Annotated in this window: 12 protein-coding genes; 1 reads left to right on the forward strand and 11 read right to left on the reverse strand. The window is 60.9% G+C overall.

Going from position 1 to position 17,784, the window contains the following annotated elements; genetic code table 11:
• Both RB548_RS01870 and RB548_RS01875 read right to left on the reverse strand, forming a co-directional pair.
• Positions 1-2,328: an ABC transporter permease gene (locus tag RB548_RS01870; RefSeq protein ID WP_331373370.1), complete on the reverse strand. Its 2,328-nt coding sequence runs from the start codon at positions 2,326-2,328 to the stop codon at positions 1-3.
• Positions 2,328-3,533: an HlyD family secretion protein gene (locus RB548_RS01875; protein WP_331373371.1), complete on the reverse strand. Its 1,206-nt coding sequence runs from the start codon at positions 3,531-3,533 to the stop codon at positions 2,328-2,330. Before RB548_RS01875 ends, RB548_RS01870 begins: the two co-directional genes overlap by 1 nt.
• Positions 3,534-3,852: 319 nt before the next feature.
• On the opposite strand from RB548_RS01875, the gene ccoN reads away from it, so the two are divergent.
• A complete protein-coding gene (gene ccoN / locus RB548_RS01880) occupies positions 3,853-5,475 on the forward strand; it encodes a cytochrome-c oxidase, cbb3-type subunit I (RefSeq protein WP_331373372.1) in 1,623 nt (540 codons plus the stop codon).
• Here the strand turns inward: ccoN and RB548_RS01885 are convergent.
• From RB548_RS01885 to RB548_RS01925, 9 genes are all read right to left on the reverse strand, one after another.
• The gene (locus tag RB548_RS01885) at positions 5,400-8,201 is read right to left on the reverse strand and encodes a GAF domain-containing protein (RefSeq protein WP_331373373.1); all 2,802 of its coding nucleotides are present in this window, start codon (positions 8,199-8,201) and stop codon (positions 5,400-5,402) included. The genes ccoN and RB548_RS01885 overlap by 76 nt on opposite strands.
• Positions 8,202-9,006: 805 nt before the next feature.
• A complete protein-coding gene (locus RB548_RS01890) occupies positions 9,007-9,651 on the reverse strand; it encodes a High-affinity nickel transporter (RefSeq protein ID WP_331373374.1) in 645 nt (214 codons plus the stop codon).
• Between the two features lie 122 nt (positions 9,652-9,773).
• Positions 9,774-11,126 (reverse strand): NAD(P)/FAD-dependent oxidoreductase, encoded by a 1,353-nt coding sequence (locus RB548_RS01895; protein WP_331373375.1) that lies wholly within the window; start codon positions 11,124-11,126, stop codon positions 9,774-9,776.
• A gap of 19 nt (positions 11,127-11,145) precedes the next feature.
• Positions 11,146-12,471 carry an NAD(P)/FAD-dependent oxidoreductase gene (locus RB548_RS01900; RefSeq protein WP_331373376.1) on the reverse strand — a complete coding sequence of 442 codons (1,326 nt, stop codon included), beginning with the start codon at positions 12,469-12,471 and terminating at the stop codon, positions 11,146-11,148.
• A 35-nt stretch (positions 12,472-12,506) separates the two neighbouring features.
• Positions 12,507-13,367, reverse strand: coding sequence for a tetratricopeptide repeat protein (locus tag RB548_RS01905; RefSeq protein ID WP_331373377.1), 861 nt, complete (start codon positions 13,365-13,367; stop codon positions 12,507-12,509).
• A gap of 185 nt (positions 13,368-13,552) precedes the next feature.
• Positions 13,553-14,338, reverse strand: a complete 786-nt coding sequence (locus RB548_RS01910; RefSeq protein ID WP_331373378.1) for an SDR family NAD(P)-dependent oxidoreductase — start codon at positions 14,336-14,338, stop codon at positions 13,553-13,555.
• A gap of 65 nt (positions 14,339-14,403) precedes the next feature.
• Positions 14,404-15,213, reverse strand: coding sequence for an acetoacetate decarboxylase (locus tag RB548_RS01915; RefSeq protein WP_331373379.1), 810 nt, complete (start codon positions 15,211-15,213; stop codon positions 14,404-14,406).
• 2 nt (positions 15,214-15,215) lie between these two features.
• Complete coding sequence (locus RB548_RS01920) at positions 15,216-16,334, reverse strand: DUF4331 family protein (protein ID WP_331373380.1); 1,119 nt, start codon at positions 16,332-16,334, stop codon at positions 15,216-15,218.
• Between the two features lie 23 nt (positions 16,335-16,357).
• Positions 16,358-17,776, reverse strand: coding sequence for a Dyp-type peroxidase (locus RB548_RS01925; RefSeq protein WP_331373381.1), 1,419 nt, complete (start codon positions 17,774-17,776; stop codon positions 16,358-16,360).
• Positions 17,777-17,784 lie beyond the last annotated feature (8 nt).

Raw genomic sequence — 17,784 nt, forward strand, 5'->3', positions numbered from 1 at the left:
CTAGGCTCTCCGGGCGGTTGCAATCCGGGCGCCCGCAACAGCCAGGATCGCATATGCGCCCGCCAGCGCCCAGAGTCTCATCCAGTCGTCGAAAACGTCAAACAGCGAGGCTCCCATCTGGTTCACGCGCACCAGCGCGTCGATTCCCGACGTGCTTGGCAGGATCACGCTTGCGGCGCGCAGAACGGGAGGGATCGCTTCAGGCGGCCAGGCCACGCCGACAAGGAAGAAAAGTGGCAGGCTGATCGCGATGAACAAGAGCACCGCGGTCTCGCGGCGCTTGAACCAGCCTCCGACAAACTGGCCGAGCAAGCTGACGGACAGAATGAAGGGAATGGAAAGCGCGAGGATTTCGAAGACGCGGTCGCTCGCAGAAAAACCGTAGACTCTCGGAAGGACGACCAGAAAGAGCGCGTAACCCGGCAGTGAAAGCAACAGGTGCGCAAGGCTCTGGCCGATCACCGCCGTCAAGGCGCTGCGATTGCGGAGTGCGGCGTGACCGCCACCTTCGAACGCCACGCCGCCAACCGTCGCGACTCCCATCAGTAGCGTTTGTTGCAGGATCAGGACGAAGGCGGCCGGCACGATGTAACTGCCATAGCCGCCGGTGGGGTTGAAGAGTGGCTGGTTCAGGATTTCGACGGGCGCGCTGCCGGCCAGCGCGGCCCGGTAGAGACTGCCGTCCGGTCGCGCGCTGCGTGCTGCAAGATCGGCGCGGACTGCGCCCACCGCTTCCTGGATACCCTGGAGCGTGCGGTTGTAGAGCAGGAAATAGGTGGAGTCCACGAATGCAGGCAACCTTGCGCCGCCACCCTTCAGAACGTCGCGCTCCGTGCCTGCGGGAATGCCCAGGATGCCGAAAACCTCGCGACCCGCCAAGGCCATCTGCGCTTCCGCCAGAGTGGTCGGCCGAACCGCAACTTCGAGGGTCTCATGTGCATCGAGGGCCTGGAGGATCGTCAGGCTGACGTTTGACCTGTCGTCGTCGACCACGGCGATCGGAACGTTCTTGATGAGCTGACCGAGATAGGGTTGCGGATAGAATACCCCATAGATGATCGGCGCGAGCACGATCAGGCTGAAGGCGCCGCGGTCGCGAAGGATGCGGCCGTATTCATCGGTGAAGGCGCGCACGAGACCGATCCGAGCCGGGCCCGGTGGAGCTGGTGCCTCCGCCGGGTTGGGCATTGGGCGACGGGAAACCGAGCGCAGTCTCATTAAGGCGAGGCCGAAATAGACGAAGGCCAAACCGCCGAGCATCATGAAAGGCATGGCCGAATCCTGCGCGGGCACGCCGCGCGCCGCCTGGTCGAACAGAAGTTGTATGTACCAGCGCAGGGGTAAAAGGGCGCCCCAGCCGCGCGCGAAAGCGCCCATGGCAAGAACCGGGAACCCTACGCCTGCGTATCCGAAAGCCGGGGAACAGACGATACCGGTGAGGCTCAGTCCGAAGGCAAGATTCCGGACAAGCAACTGGAGCAAAGCGCCTATCGAAAGGTAGGCGATGATCAACAGACAGGCCGAAACGCCGACAAGCGCCGCGTTGCCCCGAAACGGGATCTCGTAGAGACCGTGAATGATGCCGAGCCCGACGGCCATTATTAGCAGGAAAATGATGAAGTACGGGGCGAGCTTGCCGACGAGTGCGGTCAAGCTGCTTCCTCCGGCAGTCGACAGCCATTCGCTCATGCTGCGCGACCCGAACTCCGAGCCAACGGCATAGCCGGCGGCGATCGCAACCACGATGTGAAGGACGGTCGGCAAGATCGCGCGCAGCAGAAACTGCGCATAGTTCATGGCGGGATTGGTGAGCACATATTGTTCGACGATCAGCGGTCCGGGCTGAAAGGAGGTCCCGCGTAGACCGGGCGGCAGGTCGGCGACGGCGGCTGAGACGGCGCCCTGGAGCGCGCCGGAAGCAACATTGCCGGGGGTGAAGAACTGCTTGTTGGAAAAGATCACGATCCTCGGACGGCGCCCGCCCAGAATGTCGCTCTCGAGATCCTTGGGAAGGTAGACTGCGGCAATGGCTTTCCCCGATCGGACCGCATGCATTGCCTGATAAAGGTCCTCAGACCGCACGTCGACATTAACGCCCGGCGCGGCACTGATGGCATGAACGAAGGTCATCGAAGTCCTCGATCGGTCGTGATCGACGACATCGACATGGAGGTTGCGGATAACCGCATTGCTGAAGGTCGCGGCCAACAGCGCAAAGGCGAGCAACGGAATGCCCACGACGAGCAGCAGCGCCACCTTGTCGCGCCAGATCCAGGTTATCTCGCGCATGGCGACGCTGACAATGCCGGGACGATGGGGGGTTGGCATTATCGTGCCCGCCAATCGGTGTAGGCGCTCATTCCGGGCCGCAACGCGCTGACCTTTTCGACCGGATAGGCTCTCACCTCGAAGGTGCGCAGGTCGAAGTCTCCGGTTGCCCGCGTCGCCCGCCACCCGGCATATTCGCCGCGCGTTGCAATCGTCCGCACTTCGACTTCTATCGGGGCGTCTCCAAGTGCGGGAATCCTTGCCGTGAACCGATCGCCGACCTTCAACCCGTTGAGCAAGTCTTCGCGAAGGTCAAAGCGCAGCCAGACGTCGCTAAGGTCGATGAGCGAGAGCAGGGGCACGCCGGGTGAGACATATTCCCCCGGTTCGGCCGCGACCTGATAGACCTGCGCCGAAACCGGCGCGCTGACCGTCAGCTCCGCGACCTGCGCCTTGAGGGTGACGATTACCGCCTCTGCCTTGGCGACAGCAGCCTTTGCTACGCCGCGCTCCTCTGCCGTGTATCCGGCGACCGCCTCGTCGAGGGCAAGCTTGGCCTGCTCCAGAGATCGCTTGGCGACATCGAGCGATGCCGTCGCCTCGTCGAGGTTCTGCATTGACGCATGTTCGCTCTTCGTCAACTGCACTGTGCGATCATAGGTCTGCTGCGCAAGCGTCATGTTCGCCGCGCTTGCCGCGACCGCCGCCTTGCGCTCGGCAATAACTTCGGCGCGCGTGCCGACCTCAATGCGTTTGAGATCGGCAACAGCGACCAAGCGTGCCGCTTCGGCCTCGCGCAATTTCATCCGCAGCTCGGGATTGTCGATTGCAACGAGCAAGTGGCCGGCGTTCACATTGTCGCCCCGCGAGATGGGCCGCTCGCCGACGCGGCCATCGACGCGCGCGGCGATGTCGATGCGGGTGGCGTCGGCCTCGCCCTGGACCAGCAGGGGCTGCGGCTGCACCAGGTACCACAACGACAATCCCACGATCACGGCGGTGCTGATGGCGACGATGGTGGCGGCGATCGGCGCCTTGCCCGTCGCTGCCGGCGACGCGGGTATCGGCGACGGCTCGACCCGTTCGACGATCGCCGGTCTGGTCGGTTCTGCCTCAGCGGACGGGTTTGATATGCCGCCGGACCGGTCCATCGCCGCAGCGATAGAACCGGCCGATGCCTCGGTCGTCCCGGCGCCGTCCGGCGCATTGTTCAAATTGGTCGGGTATGGCGCACCGATCGGCGAGCTCTGTGACGGCTCTTTCACTCCATCGCCTCCGCGCTTCAATTTCTCCCAGCGTAGCAAATTCGGTGGCAATCGCGCTCCGCGTCTTGTCGCTTTGGGCTGCATTTTGAACAAAACCGTCCGGGGTTACACTGCTTCCGGCCGACGGGCCGCGACCTGAGTAGCCATGACGACTGACACAGGGGTAGTGATGCGCGGCAGAATTAAAAAAAAAGCGGTGCTTTCGGCAAAGACCGCCTGTCGAGGACACGTCATCGTCGGCGTTCCCGCATGTCGATGTGTGAAGCCGCGCGTCGCGTGTTGAGGTTTGCGTGCAACTCGCTTGGAACGAGGCAGATAGATGGTCGCGAGACTGACAATGAGCGAACGGCGATGGGCCGTCGTCATTCTTCTGGTTGTCAGCCTGTGCGGCTTGACCATGGCGGCCGATGGTCGGGCGGACACGCTTGGCGTTCACGGCTTTATTGTGCTGGTCTTCAGCTTTGGGCTCGCTTTCTTCGTCATGTCAGACTTCTATTCTCCCGAGCCCGATCCGGAGCGGCTCAGTCGTTATTACGACGATCCGACGAAAGTGGGCATCGTCCTGGCCATGGTTTGGGCAGTGATCGCCATGTTCGTCGGTGTCTGGGTCGCGGCGTTGCTCGCCTGGCCGGATATGACGTTCGACGCAGCCTGGGCGAGCTTCGGCCGGCTCCGCCCAGTCCATACCTCCGGAGTGATCTTCGGCTTCGGAGGCAACGCGCTGATCGCGACGTCCTTCCATGTGTTGCAGCGAACGTCGCGCGCTCGCCTGCCGGATCAGTTGAGCCCCTGGTTCGTGCTTATCGGCTACAATCTCTTCTGCCTGGTCGCTGCGAGTGGCTACCTTCTCGGCATCACCCAATCGAAGGAATATGCGGAGCCTGAATGGTATGCGGATATCTGGCTGACGATCGTCTGGATCGTCTATTTTCTCATCTACATCCGAACATTGGCACGCCGTAAGGAACCGCACATCTACGTGGCCAACTGGTATTACATGGCCTTCATTCTTGTCGTTGCGGTCCTCCACATCGTCAACAATCTCGGCGTGCCGGTGTCGTTCGGACATGCGAAGAGCTATTCGCTGTTTTCCGGTGTTCAGGACGCAATGACCCAATGGTGGTACGGCCACAACGCTGTCGCATTCTTCCTCACCGCCGGCTTTCTCGGCATGATGTACTACTACCTGCCGAAGCGTGCGGAACGGCCGCTCTTCTCCTATCGGCTATCGATCATCAGCTTCTGGGGCATCACCTTCATGTACATGTGGGCGGGCTCGCACCATTTGCACTTCACAGCACTGCCGCAGTGGGTCCAGACCCTCGGCATGACCTTCTCGTTGGTGCTGCTGGTGCCGTCCTGGGCCTCTGCGGGCAATGCCCTGGCGACGCTCAACGGCGCTTGGCACAAGGTGCGTGACGACGCGACGCTCAGATTCATGATGGTCGCTGCCGTCTTTTATGGCCTCGCAACCTTTGAAGGTTCGTTTATGGCAATCCGGGCGGTGAATTCGCTCTCCCATTACACCGACTGGACGGTTGGGCACGTGCATGCCGGCGCACTCGGTTGGGTCGCGATGATTTCCTTCGGATCGATTTACGCGCTCGTGCCGTGGATGTGGAAGCAGAAAGCGATGTATTCGCCCAAGCTGGTCGAGGTCCACTTCTGGCTCGCGCTCTCGGGGACGATCGTTTACGTGTTCTCGATGTGGAACTCGGGCATTATTCAGGGGCTCATGTGGCGTACCTATAACGAGAACGGGACGCTCGCCTATTCGTTCCTCGAGTCCGTCGTCGCCATGCACCCTTATTACATCGCTCGCGCTTTTGGTGGGCTCCTGTTCCTGGTGGGTGCGACCGTTGGTTTCTACAATATCGTAATGACGATTCGCGCCGCCCACACAGAGCTTGCGGCCGATGCCGCGCGTTTGCTCGTCGCATAGAAACCGTTTGAGATAAGATTGAGAAGCACGCGTGTGATCTCCTGCGGGTATAGGTCGACCTCACCGGCCACTGGATCGAGTGATTTCTCCAGCGTGATCGTGAACCCCTGCTTCTCAGCTCGAGCCCCATGATAGGCGAGATTGAGGCTCTCCTCGACGATGGCGTTGATATTGGTCGGGCGGCGCTCTCCCGCTCCCTGACGCGAATGCATAAGCATGTTCTTGACGATTGAATCGGCGCGCTTGCCGTGCTGGACGATCTTCTCAAGATTGCCCTTTATCGTGTCGGCGAGTGTGTCGATCTCGGCGCGCGGCGCGCCGTCGGCTACCGCGCCGCCCACCGCTTGCTGAAGCTCTTCGATCAATTCGACCGACAGCGCCGAGAAATTATTGACGAAGTTCAACGGGTTCTTGATCTCGTGCGCAATTCCGGCGGTCAGTTGTCCGAGCGAGGCGAGCTTCTCCGTCTGGATCAATCGGTCCTGCGTGGTCTTGAGTTCCTCGAGGGAGCGCGACAGCTCCTCGGTTCTCGCCTGTACTTCCTGGAAAAGACGCACATTTTCGATGGCGATCACCGCCTGGTCGGCGAAGGTCGATGCCAACTCGATCTGCTTATCGGTGAAGGGCCGCACGGTCGAGCGGGCCAATGCGAGCACCCCGATCGGGCTTCCTTCGCGCAGGAGCGGCACGCCAAGTACGCTACGAAACCCGCCAAGTCTTTGCCCCTCGCGCAGCTCGTACTCCGGGTCATCGAGAACGTCGGCGACCTGAACCGGCCGGGCCCCAAGCAGGGTGCGCCCAACGATGGTGCCGCGCCCCGGCTCCAGCGGGAGCGCTCGGAAATATTGGTCGAATTCCTGCGAGAAGCCGAAGCGGGCGACAGGATAGTGCGCGTCACCCATCGGCCGGGTCATGGTCGCCATGTCCGCGTGGCAAAGACGGGCACCCGACGATACAAGGGTATCCAAAACGCCCTGCAGGTCGAATGCGGAACGGCTGATAACCTTCAGCACGTCGGCCGTCGCGGTCTGCTGCTCCAGCGCCTCGGACAGCTCTGCCGTTCGCGCCTTCACCTCGTCGAACAGCCGCACGTTCTCAATCGCTATGACCGCCTGGTCGGCAAAGGTCTGAACGAGCTCGATCTGCTTTTCCGTGAAAGACCTGACTTCGGTCCGGCGAATGACGAGAGCGCCAATTGATTCCTCTTGCCGCAACAAAGGCGCTGCCAGAGTTGTACGGTGGCCCATCCGCGCCGCCATGCGGTGTCCGTCCGGGAACTCGTCGGCTTCGGCGCTGTGGTCGGGGACATGGACGGACCTTCGCTCTATAACCGCTCGCCCGGTCGCCCAGCCCGGTGATACCGGCCAGCCAGGGAGATCCATTGGAATCGGCCCATGGTGCGCTCTCGGATGGAGCATGTCTCCATGCTTCAGGAATATCACTGCATCGTACGCCTCGCAAAGCCGCACGGCCGACTCGACAAGCGTATCGAGCACGGTCTGGAGGTCGAAGGTCGACCGGCTGATGACCTTGAGGACATCCGCTGTCACAGTCTTCTGCTGCAGCGCTTCCTTCAGGTCGAGATTCCGTTTCTCCAGATCGGTGAACAGTCGAACATTCTCGATTGCTATCCCGGCCTGTTCCGCGAAGGTCTTGAGGAGTTCGACTTGGCGATCGGGGAACAATCCCGGTTCGGTTCTTGCCACGACAATGGTTCCGATCGGAAGACCGCCGCGCAAGATAGGTACGGCCACCAGGCTCCGGTAGTTCGAGGATTGTGCGCTAAGGGCGGGGTGGGCCTCGTATTCTGGATCGACGAGCCGGTCCTCTATCTGCTCCACCGATCGGCTGAGGATTGAACGCCCGGCCGCACTGCCTCGACCGGGTGGGGATGGAAGCATCGCGCCCTCGGGTTCCAGCCGGTGATGCGCGACGAAATGCAACAGTTCGCCATCATAGCGAAACACGTGGCAGAATTGCGCGCCGCAAAGCCGGGCGGCACGCTGCGCGATAGTGTCGAACACGGGCTGCGCATCGGTCGGTGACGTCGAGATGACGCGAAGTATTTCGCTTGTCGCAGTCTGCTGTTCGAGCGCCTCGCCAATCTCTCGGTTGCGCGCTTGCGCTTCCTCGAAAAGACGGACGTTCTCGATGGCGATCACCGCCTGATCGGCGAATGTCCGCAGGAGTTTAACCTGCCGTTCTGGAAAGTATCCGACCTCACGTCGACTGACGCCGATCGCTCCGATCGGACGCCCTGTCAACATCAGCGGCACGCCGATGGCACTGCGATAGGAGACGATTTTCGCCAGCGGGAGCAACTGGTATTCGGGATCGGCAAATACGTCAGGAATCTGCTCTATGGTACCGCTGAGAAAGGCTCGCCCCGTTACATTGCCCCTATAGGGTTTCCGCGGGAAAATGGCATGTACCGCTTCAATGCCTTCGCGCGATATGCCGTGATAGGCGACGGCGTGCAGGAGTTCACCGTCGAACCGAAACACAAAGCAAAATTCTGCCGCGCACAGCCTCGCAGCGCTTTTCGCTATCGCATCGAAGACGGGCTGCGCGGAACTGGTCGAGATCGGAATGACCCGCAGTATTTCGCTCGTCGCCGTCTGTTGCTCGATAGCCTCGTCACGCTCCCGCCTCAGCAGCTCGACCTGTTGTCTGAGACTGACGCTTGAATCATCCGGCTCGCGCCCCTCCACTGCAGTATCCCCCATGCAATCAGCTTGAGTCGAGTGCTACCGTCCACCATGGGATGCGCGCCCCACGTCCAATCCCATGGCCGGCATGCCTGCTAGGATACTCCATCTGATCAGTTGTGACGAGGTGACCTCACAGCCATTGCGTCTGAGTCTGCAGACGCAATGGCTGTAAATCCCGCTCGGGCGGCCGAACGAAAGTCCGCAGAGTGTCGATCTTTTCCATCCCCGTTCCCATCGTCGCAGAAGGGCCAGCACCGGAAATTCCCAGCGTTATAGGGAATGGCAGCAACGGGTCGATTCTTCCGGTTCCAATCCGTCGCGGTTGGGTGGTGAGCGGAATTTCTGCAGCTACTCGGCTTACGTCTGGTTTGCACAAAGGAAACGGATATTACTGGATGTCGAAGGATCACGGCAAGACAGCATTATCGGCCGATCGGCTCATGACGCATGCTCGCAGTCAGAACGGATGAAGTCTGGCCGCTCTCGACAGGAATGCTCAGAATTCCTGATCGCCGCTATCGTGGAGTTTCGAGACCGGCGGCGACTCCAGGAATACAGCCTAGTCCGGGCTTTACCCATCCCCAAGTGCCTCGGCATCGCGCTTCATCCGCGGGCGAGGAAATCATTTGCCGAGTAGTTCCGAACGGACTGGCGGCGTGACAAGCGGACGTGGAGGAACAGGAGCCAGGTTCGAGCTGCAAAATTCTTGGCCTGAGACTCGCCGCATCGACCCGATACGATGGCAATTACGCGGAAGCCTCCGGGCGGGTCACGGCAGGACACTTACGACGTAAGGTGTTGGCGCAGGACGAAGGTTTAATCACATGTCCGAGAAAATCCAGATGCCGCCCACCATAATAGCCATTACCGAAAACAAGGCCATTAGCGCATTTTGCGTTTTGACACTGCTGGCGGCCGGCCGGCCTGCGAGCCAGCCAACGAAAGATGAGAAGGTCCCCATCGCAGCAATACTTCCGAGACAGAACAAAAGAAGATAGGCTGCCGCGGCACCATCCGAGGGCAAAGCAAGCGCGGGAACGATACCGAGCAAATGCGAACTGCCAGCAAGGCCGTGCAACGTGCCCACCGCAAACGCTGAGTGCTTATGTTCATGGCCATGCGAGTGTCCGCCACGCCCATACAGATGGTGTATTGGGCGATCGGTCAACGCTACGTGCAACCCCCAAAGCCCGATGACGCAGAGCACGACACCAACGCAACGCTCACACCAGGCCGAGATAAGATCGAGGGAAAGCGTGTCTCGCAGCAGCAGCGCGAGCAACCCGACGCAAATGACGCCGGCGCTATGCCCGATTCCCCAGCGAATACCTGTGCGCCAAGCCCTGGCCTTGGCATCGACCGCATACGGTGCAATCGCGGCGAGGTGATCGGGTCCGGAAACCACGTGAAAATAACCGGCGAAGAGCCCGGAGGCAAGGAGTGTTCCGAGAAAGACGGGAGTCATGTGGCAGCCTTGGTAACCTTGGAAGTGCGTTCGCGTCCCAGGTGTGAATTGGGTGACTGGCGATTATCTGTTTAGTTTGCGGATGGCGGAACGGGCGGGGAAGCCAACGTCGGTCTCATTGATCAATCGGGCAATCGAATACGCGGTCGGACGCGAGAATTGATCATGTCCGCGAGCCATATCAGGCCACCGCGCCAGAAACCGTGCAGCCGTGCTTGGTGGCTGCGGTAGAGAAGAATGTGACCGAGCTGAGCCACGCGTCCGCGGATGAAGCCGCCTTTGAACAGACCGAATTGTCCGAGTGAGCCATAGGCGCCATAGCCACCGAGCGACACGATCGAACCGAAGTCCCGGAAGTTGAAGGGCGGCAGATCTACTCCCTCCAGCCAACCAGGAAGATAACGGATCAAATGAGAAGCCTGCTGATGCGCAACCTGGGCTGCCGGAGGCAGCTGCTTGCCCGCATCATCCAGAGGAAGGCTCGAACAATCTCCGACGGCAAAAATTCTTGAATCGACCGTCGTCTGCAAGGTCGGTCTCACCACGATCTGGTTATTACGCGTCACCTCAAGACCGTCGAATGTTGCGCATGCATCCGCGGCCTTCACACCGGCAGCCCATACCTTCAGCTCTGCGTTGATCTGTCTGCCATCTGCCAGTTGAAGGGAGCCGGCGTCCGCCGCGACGACCTGCGCGCCAGTGAGAACGGTGACGCCGAGCCTCTCCAAACGTTCGCGCGCGGCGATTGCGACACGATCCGGAAATGCGCCCAGCAGATTAGGCCCGCTCTCAAGCAGAGTCACCTTGACTTGGTTGCGCAGTCCCGCTGCGCCGTAGTAGGCCGTGACGTCAGTAAGTTGGATAAGCTCTGCGGCGAGTTCAACTCCAGTGGCGCCGCCCCCGACCACTGCAATCTGCAACATGCTGTTGGCGACGAGCGTTTCGAGTACTCGGGCCATAATTTCCCGATTGAAGTTCATCGCTTGGGAACGGTTGTCAATCATGAAGCAGTGGTCGCGCACGCCCGGTATTCCAAAGTCGTTGGCCTGACTACCCGTCGCCAGGATCAAGGTGTCATAGGAGATATGCCGTTTCGGCAAGATACGGCGTCCGTCGATCTCTAACGGGGCAAGATATACCTTGCGCTCCTTCCGATTGATTCCCTGGACTTCTCCGGGCTCAAAGACGAAACGGCGACTGCGGGCTTGGGCAATATAGGAGGTTTCCTGCTGGGAAACGTCGGTTGTTCCGGCAGCGATTGTATGTAGCATCGGCTTCCAGACATAGGCCGGCTCCCTATCGATTAGCGTCACAGCAATCGGGGTTCTACGTATGGTCCGCGGCAGTTTGGAAACGATCTCCAATCCCGCTATTCCACCACCAACCACCACAATTTGATGAGGCCTCGGCGCGATGATTTTTTGTTCCGGACCGCCTCCGTGTTGCTCGAAGGATACCGTGGATGATTTCGGCATATATCTGCTCCAGATGTCATCAATTGCGAAGCACGGCGCGCCGTGAGACCCGGGTCGTGGTGTCGTCAGGACCTTTCTGAGCGTGCCCCTCTTGGTGAGTTGCAAGCTCGGATGGCTCGACAATCAGCCGTCCACTGCGACGATAGGTAACCAGAAGACGGAGCCAATTTGCCAGGATGGAGAGCTTCGCGTGGCCACCACCGGTCAAGGCGCGAAGATGCAGCAGCCCCCACATCAACCAGGCAGGAAAGCCGATGATTGAACGGCCGCGAAATTCCGCAACACCGACATGCCGAGAGATGGTTGCCACCTTGCTTGGCGTGAACGTCTCGTAACGATTGGGAAGGGCGCGGTTTGCGAGGCGTGCAGAGATCAGCTTGCCGACGTACCGGCCCTGCTGCTGCGCAATCGATGCGAGGCCTGGCACGGGTCGGCCATCAGGTCCGATGGCATGGGCTGCATCCCCGACAACAAAACACTCGGGATGACCGGGCACTGAAAAATCGTTCTGGACTGCTACGGTTCCGTTCGGTTTTACGTGCCCGCCAAGTGTGCGCGCTACCGGTACCCCCTGAACGCCGGTGCACCATAACACGGTCGCAGCCTCGATGCGTTCATCGCCAACTGTAACGCCAGTCGCGTCAACATGGGTGACGGGCGCACCTAGTCTTACCTCAACTCCTTGACGTTGCAGCGCGCTGGCCGCGTAGGCCGAATGGCGTTCGCTAAATGCGGGCAGCAATCTCGGTCCAGACTGAACCAGCACGATGCGTGCCTGGCGGAGGTCAATATTTCGAAAGTCGGATGCCAGTGTCCTTCGGGTAAACTCGCTGATCGTGCCGGTAATTGCGACGCCGGTTGGCCCGCCTCCCACGACGACTACGGTCATGTCGCGCGCCTGCTTCTTGGGATCCGACTCCATTTCTGCGCGCTCGAACGCCTTCAGAAGCTTATTCCTGGCGGTGATGGCGTCACCGAGCGACTTCAATCCAAGCGCATGTTGGGCCCATTCCGACTCGTGCCCGAAATAACTTGTTTGCGCACCCGTTGCGACCACGAGGATGTCGTAGGCCAGATCGCTTCCTTCGTTCATGACGACGGTCCGGCGGGATAAATCGATACGCGTCGCCTCGCGCAGTTCCACCCGGACGTTAGGCATCTCGCGCACAAGCGAACGGATAGGTGCGGCAATCTCCGCAGGCTCCAGAATCGACGTGGCGACCTGAAAGAGGAAGGGTTGAAAGAGATGATGATTGTTGCGGTCGACAAGGGTGATCTCGGCATCGCTGCTGCGCAATGCACGAACGACGGCCATTCCGGCGAAACCAGCGCCGATGACAACCACTTTGCTGCAAGACTTCTTGTTTGCCGAAGCAGTGTTCATGGGGCCGCCTCGTGGAGCAGCGCGGCTCCCTGCGCGCCGTGTTGCGCCCTGGTAAGCAGCTTGCGCGATCGCGGAGTGTCGCGGAGTTCAAGATTGGCCAGCGCCAGTTCGACCGCACGCTTCGGCTGTTTGCCGATCCCCATGAAGAAGACGGCCGCGTGGTCGGCGTACGCCTCGGGTCGACACGCCAGCAACCGTTCATACGCTTCTGCCGCAAGTTCGGCTTGCATGGCGGCCGCCTTGGCGTCGCCGAGCTCGGCGAGGATTTCCGCGTAAGTTGCGCGATACTCGGGGTCGTCGGATGTTTCAACCAGAGGTGCGATGAGGGCTTCCGCCACGTCCAACTCTCCGCGCGCGAGCGCCACCTCGGCACGATGTCCCCACCCCGGGACGTGCGCTGGTAGGATCGCGCCGAGCTCAGCGAAGGCCGCGTCCGCGCGATCCAGATCGCCGCGACGCATAGCGCTCACTCCCCATTCGAAGAGCAGTTGCCCGCACGGAAAAGGCGACACGCCATTGTCGGCACCGAGCGCCGCCGTATAGAAGGTTTCCGCCGCGCTCCACTCATCCATTTCCGCGAGCAGCGTCGCGAGGCCTCCGAAGGTATCGATCCGGGGATCGCTCTTTGCGAGTCTCTCACGCAGGACCCGCGCCTCTTTATATTGTCCCGTCGCCTGCAGTATCGCTGCCCGTTCGACGTCAATTTCCGGTTCCGGCTCTGAACAGCCGGCCGCGAGCGCTTCATCAAGCAGCGCCTTCGCTTGATCGAAGCGGTGGAACCGTCCAGCGATCTGGGCGTGAACAAGGAGCGCTTTGGCGGAGCCGCGCGACAGCTCAACGGCCTCGGTCGCGATCATCTCCGCCCGGTCATGGTCCACGATACGACCAAGCACGTCACCGCGAAGAAACAGGAGCTTCGACAGTTTCAGTAAGCTTTCGAAATTCGCGCCTTTGACACGGCCGCCCTCCAAACTGTTGATCGATGCCGACAGATTGACAAGAGCGATTCGCCCGCTTGTGTAACGCCGGGGATCGATCATCATCAGACGCCACCCTGGAGACCGGTCAACAGGGCCGGATAACCGCGCGTCAACGAACCGCCGTCGATCGCAATCGTGTCGCCGTTGATCGATCTCGCCCTGTCCGACGCGAGGAAGACGGCAGCCTCGGCAATTTCTTCCGCCACAACCGCACGTCTCATTGGGATCACGCCCAGGAAGAGCTCGCGCATGGCTGGATCTTCCAGCTCTTTTCTTGTCAAAGGCGTTTCCACCAGGCCTGGCGCGATGCCTACGACGCGAATACCTCGACTGCCGAGTTCCAAGGCACCGCAGCGCGTGATCATGTCCACCCCGGCCTTCGCTGCGCAGTAAGCCACCTGACCCTCGCCGGCCTGCCGTGCGTTCACCGATGAGATGTTGATGATGACACCTGGTCTTCCTTGCTCAATCATGATCCTTGCGCCGTGCTTGACGCCGAAGAAGACCCCGCCGAGCGTCACGGCCTGAACCGATCTCCACTTGTCGGCGGACAGTTCGGTAAGCGGCGTGATTACGCCAAATCCCGCACAATTGACGACGATGTCCAGCGATCCGAAAGTGTCGCGTGCGGCGCGCAGCGCGTCCTCGACCTGGTCCTCGTCTGAAACGTCGATGACGCGGCCACTCGCGCGATCACCTAGCTCGCGGCTGGCATCGTCAAGCGCTTTCGCATTGAGATCACAGAGCAACACGCTCGCACCGGCACCGATAAATGCCGTCGCGATCGCCTTGCCGATGCCGGATGCAGCGCCGGTCACCAAGGCTCCCTTGCCCTTCAGCATGTCCATGTTTTTCTCTCCAGTAATGGCGGTGGAGAGACCTCCACTCGCGAAGTTGGAATTTCTGGCCGAAGCTAACGGCGCTCGGCTTCAAGGTAGTCGTGCACCACTTGACCGTCGCAAAGCGTCATGTCCCAGAGATGCTGTCGGCCCTCCAGCACGCGCACGACCGGAAGCGCCGCGATCGGGCAGCCGACATGCGGGATCGTGAACAGGTCTGCCGGCCCGCCCCAAGCGCCCTTCAACCGGACATCGTAGAGATTGACCCGGACGAGCTGTGCGACCTTCGGTGTGTGATTGTCGACGTCGGGAAGCAGCTTGAGCACGAGTTGGGTCGTCTGCAGCTCCTGCTCTATCTCCGCCAGGCGATCCGACAAATCGACCGCGCGGTACGGCATCGTCGCAAGAGCCACCTGCACGCCACCATAAGACAGGCTGCCCGTCAGCACCTCGCGCACCGTCTTCAGCTCAGGCTCGCCGTGCCGCTTTGGGAAGCCGAGGATCTCCCGGCCGGCGAGCGTTGGTGACTCGCTGTTGAGAAATGCCTGGAAGACGTAGATGACCGGCTTGCCCTCGAAGGTGCAAGCGACCGAATGACCGACCTCGGTGTACGGGCCGAATCCGCTGACATCGGTCATGTGCCGCCACTCTATTGTGACGCGGTTGCCCTCGGCGGGTTCGAGAGGTCTTGGAACAACCGCGCGCACGGCTTCCGCGGTACTCTCGTAAGTGACGACGAGTTGGTGCATGTCCTTGTAGTGCCAGGGCCCGCGCGGGTAGCTGGGCCTCAGTGTCGACATCACCGGATATTGCAGGAACCAGTCTTTGCCGATGCCGGATGCGGAGCCGGTCACGACCGCGCTGTTCCCTTTCAATCTGTCCATGTTCACTTCTCCACAAATGCGGGCACGGGAAGATCGGCCCGCTCGTTAGCTTTGCGCACGTAAGGAAAGACCCGGCTGGCCGGCTGGGTCGGACCGTCGACCCCGTCGCCCAGTCGCTGGCCCCGCCCGCCATTCACGTAGAGCGTGAGCATCTCGTCCAGGATGTCGTCGTCGAGCCAGCGACCGCCGGCGCTCTCGTGCGGACGGTTCTCAAGCGCTGCCCGTTCGATCTCCAGGAAATTGCCCGGCGCGAAGGAATGCGCGAGGTCCAGGATCAAGTAGTCCCCCATCAGCAGGTCGCGCAGCGGATGGCGCCCATCTGTGCCTGGCGCCCATGCAACCTCACCATCGAGACCGTCGAAGAACGCAAGCGTTGCCTCAGCGCGCGACTCGTAGAGCGGCCGATATGCCCTGGAGAGGGCAAAGGCATCCTCCCTGTTGTAAAGATCGCGAAGTTCAACGCCCTTGGGATCGCGTGTCGCGTTCGCCAGCAAGACGTTCTTGATTTCCGGCCGGCCGACACGTTCGAGCCGGATCGGCTTGCCGCGGCGCGTGACAAGGGTCTCCGCAATGGCAGCAACCAGTGTGATGCCATTGAAGCGTTCGCGGATCGAGGCAATCGGCACCTCGACGACGATCGTCAACACGTCGCGAAGCTGAACGGTGTTGGTACCTTCCTTCCCGAAGGACAGTTTGCCTGACATATCGGTCCGGATAGTCGCCTCGACATCCATGAAAAACGGGTCGCTGACCAGTCCCGCGAAGACGCGCGTGCCATCCAGTTCCAACGGTTCGCCGGTGACGAAGCCTGTCTCGCGCCCGTCCGAGGTGACGACGGTCCCTTTCTGAACCGAAGTCCCTTCCGGGACATCATCGAAACGGACATCGATCGTATGTTCGGCCGGGCCGTGCACGAAGCTGCCGGCCGACCGGGTGAGCGGCCGCAGCCGGAAACGGTAGGTGACGACATCACTGAAGAAGGCCTGCGCCGTTGCCATGGGAAACGCATTCATGATCAGGACGAGATTCCCCGGGCGCTCCGGGCTGGGAAAGGCATAGAAATCGGTGATGTCCACTGCGGGATCGTCCATCACCGCGGGGCCGCTGAAATGGTCTGACATTGAGTTCGCCTCTTTTCGCCAGTTCAGAATTTTTGTTCGACGATGCCCTTGAGCGCATTCAGCCCGGGCACGAACAGGTACTCGCCGCCTTTCACAGTGACGAAGGTCGGCAGGTCGAAGAGGAACGGTCGCCTGGCACCGGGAACTGACATTTGCGAGCCTTCGCCCCCGACACCATTGATGGGGTCTTGCTCGCTTGGATCGAGTCCCAGGAATTCGCCGCCTTTCATCCATTCGGCCTGGACGAATTCGAACTGCCGTTCGATGTCGGCCTGTACGAAAAGATTGATGAGGCCGCGATCGATGCCATCGTCCTCGAGCGCGCCATCCCTAAGATGTGGACCATATTCGACGCCGCGCCGGAGCAACCGGTGCCGCCGTACCGCAGTTGCCCGTTTCAACGGAGTGGCGCGCGGGTTGCTGCGGCGCAGGTGAGAACCGAGCGGGCACCGCAGCCCCCGGTCGTCGCCTTCATAGGTGAAGTTGTTGCGCCGGTCGGGGTCGGCCGCGATTTCTGGATCGTCCCTTTCGGGCGACAGGTCGACGGGGCAACCGCTGGGCCACCGACCCATCATTTTGGCCGCCACGAGATCTCGGTGATGCTGATCGTCGCTGCCATAGAGGGATTGTGCGGCTGTTGCCAGGTAACGGCGAAATGCTGCCACGTCTTGATAGAGCTTGCGGAACACGACGAATGTTCCGTTCACCCGCAGTTCGAATGGTTCGGGCATCTGCGTGCCGCCAGGCCCGACCTCGTCCTCGTAGCCGAGCAGGAACTCTCCCGGTTTCAGCGGGCGCCAGGTGCCATCGCTCTCCAGTACGCCATCGCCAGGATAAGAAGGCGTGTCCGCTCCTTCGATCGGCGGTTGGGAGATCGGATCGGCGAACCCGAAATGCTCGCCCTCTGATCCGATCCCGCTCTCATGCGCAAGCGCCATCGTGTCTTGAATGAACCGGATTTCGACCCCACCAGTGGCCTCGAATTCCGCTTCAAGGATCCGGGTCGCCTCTTCGCGACCTTCGTCGGAATCGGTTCGCAGCAACGCCATAGCATGAATGTCGGGGCCGCCCAGTCCGCCCTCCCAATGTTCCGGCGCGTGCGGCCCGACATCACCCACCGCGTTCGCACGACCCCGGGCGCCGGCCCGGAACGCCTCCGGGAAGCTGTTCAGCGCTCGCTCAGAAAGTCCGAGCGCCTTTAGCCCCTGGTAGGTAAAGCCAATATTGACCGTGAATCGTGTCCCATGTTCCTTTTCGTGGGCATTGACGCGCTGGAACATGTTGCGCAGCCATGCGCGGGCTTTTGCGCCGCCGTTGAACGTAAGGAAAATGTGACGCCCGTAGCGCATTAGAATAGGCGCCACGATGTTGTCCTGGATGTCGTGCAGGTTAGCCTTCAGGTCAGCAGACGTTAAGCCCCGTTGAGAACCGAGAGCTGGCATATTCGTTA

Source organism: Sinorhizobium chiapasense (genome assembly GCF_036488675.1).
Lineage (GTDB): Bacteria > Pseudomonadota > Alphaproteobacteria > Rhizobiales > Rhizobiaceae > Sinorhizobium > Sinorhizobium chiapasense.

Coding starts and splice junctions, on each gene's coding strand:
- RB548_RS01870 (WP_331373370.1), bottom strand. CDS start 2,328: ATGCCAACCCCCCATCGTCCCGGCATTGTCAGCGTCGCCATGCGCGAG.
- ccoN (WP_331373372.1), top strand. CDS start 3,853: ATGGTCGCGAGACTGACAATGAGCGAACGGCGATGGGCCGTCGTCATT.
- RB548_RS01885 (WP_331373373.1), bottom strand. CDS start 8,201: ATGGGGGATACTGCAGTGGAGGGGCGCGAGCCGGATGATTCAAGCGTC.
- RB548_RS01890 (WP_331373374.1), bottom strand. CDS start 9,651: ATGACTCCCGTCTTTCTCGGAACACTCCTTGCCTCCGGGCTCTTCGCC.
- RB548_RS01895 (WP_331373375.1), bottom strand. CDS start 11,126: ATGCCGAAATCATCCACGGTATCCTTCGAGCAACACGGAGGCGGTCCG.
- RB548_RS01905 (WP_331373377.1), bottom strand. CDS start 13,367: ATGATCGCGACCGAGGCCGTTGAGCTGTCGCGCGGCTCCGCCAAAGCG.
- RB548_RS01910 (WP_331373378.1), bottom strand. CDS start 14,338: ATGGACATGCTGAAGGGCAAGGGAGCCTTGGTGACCGGCGCTGCATCC.
- RB548_RS01915 (WP_331373379.1), bottom strand. CDS start 15,213: ATGGACAGATTGAAAGGGAACAGCGCGGTCGTGACCGGCTCCGCATCC.
- RB548_RS01920 (WP_331373380.1), bottom strand. CDS start 16,334: ATGTCAGACCATTTCAGCGGCCCCGCGGTGATGGACGATCCCGCAGTG.
- RB548_RS01925 (WP_331373381.1), bottom strand. CDS start 17,776: ATGCCAGCTCTCGGTTCTCAACGGGGCTTAACGTCTGCTGACCTGAAG.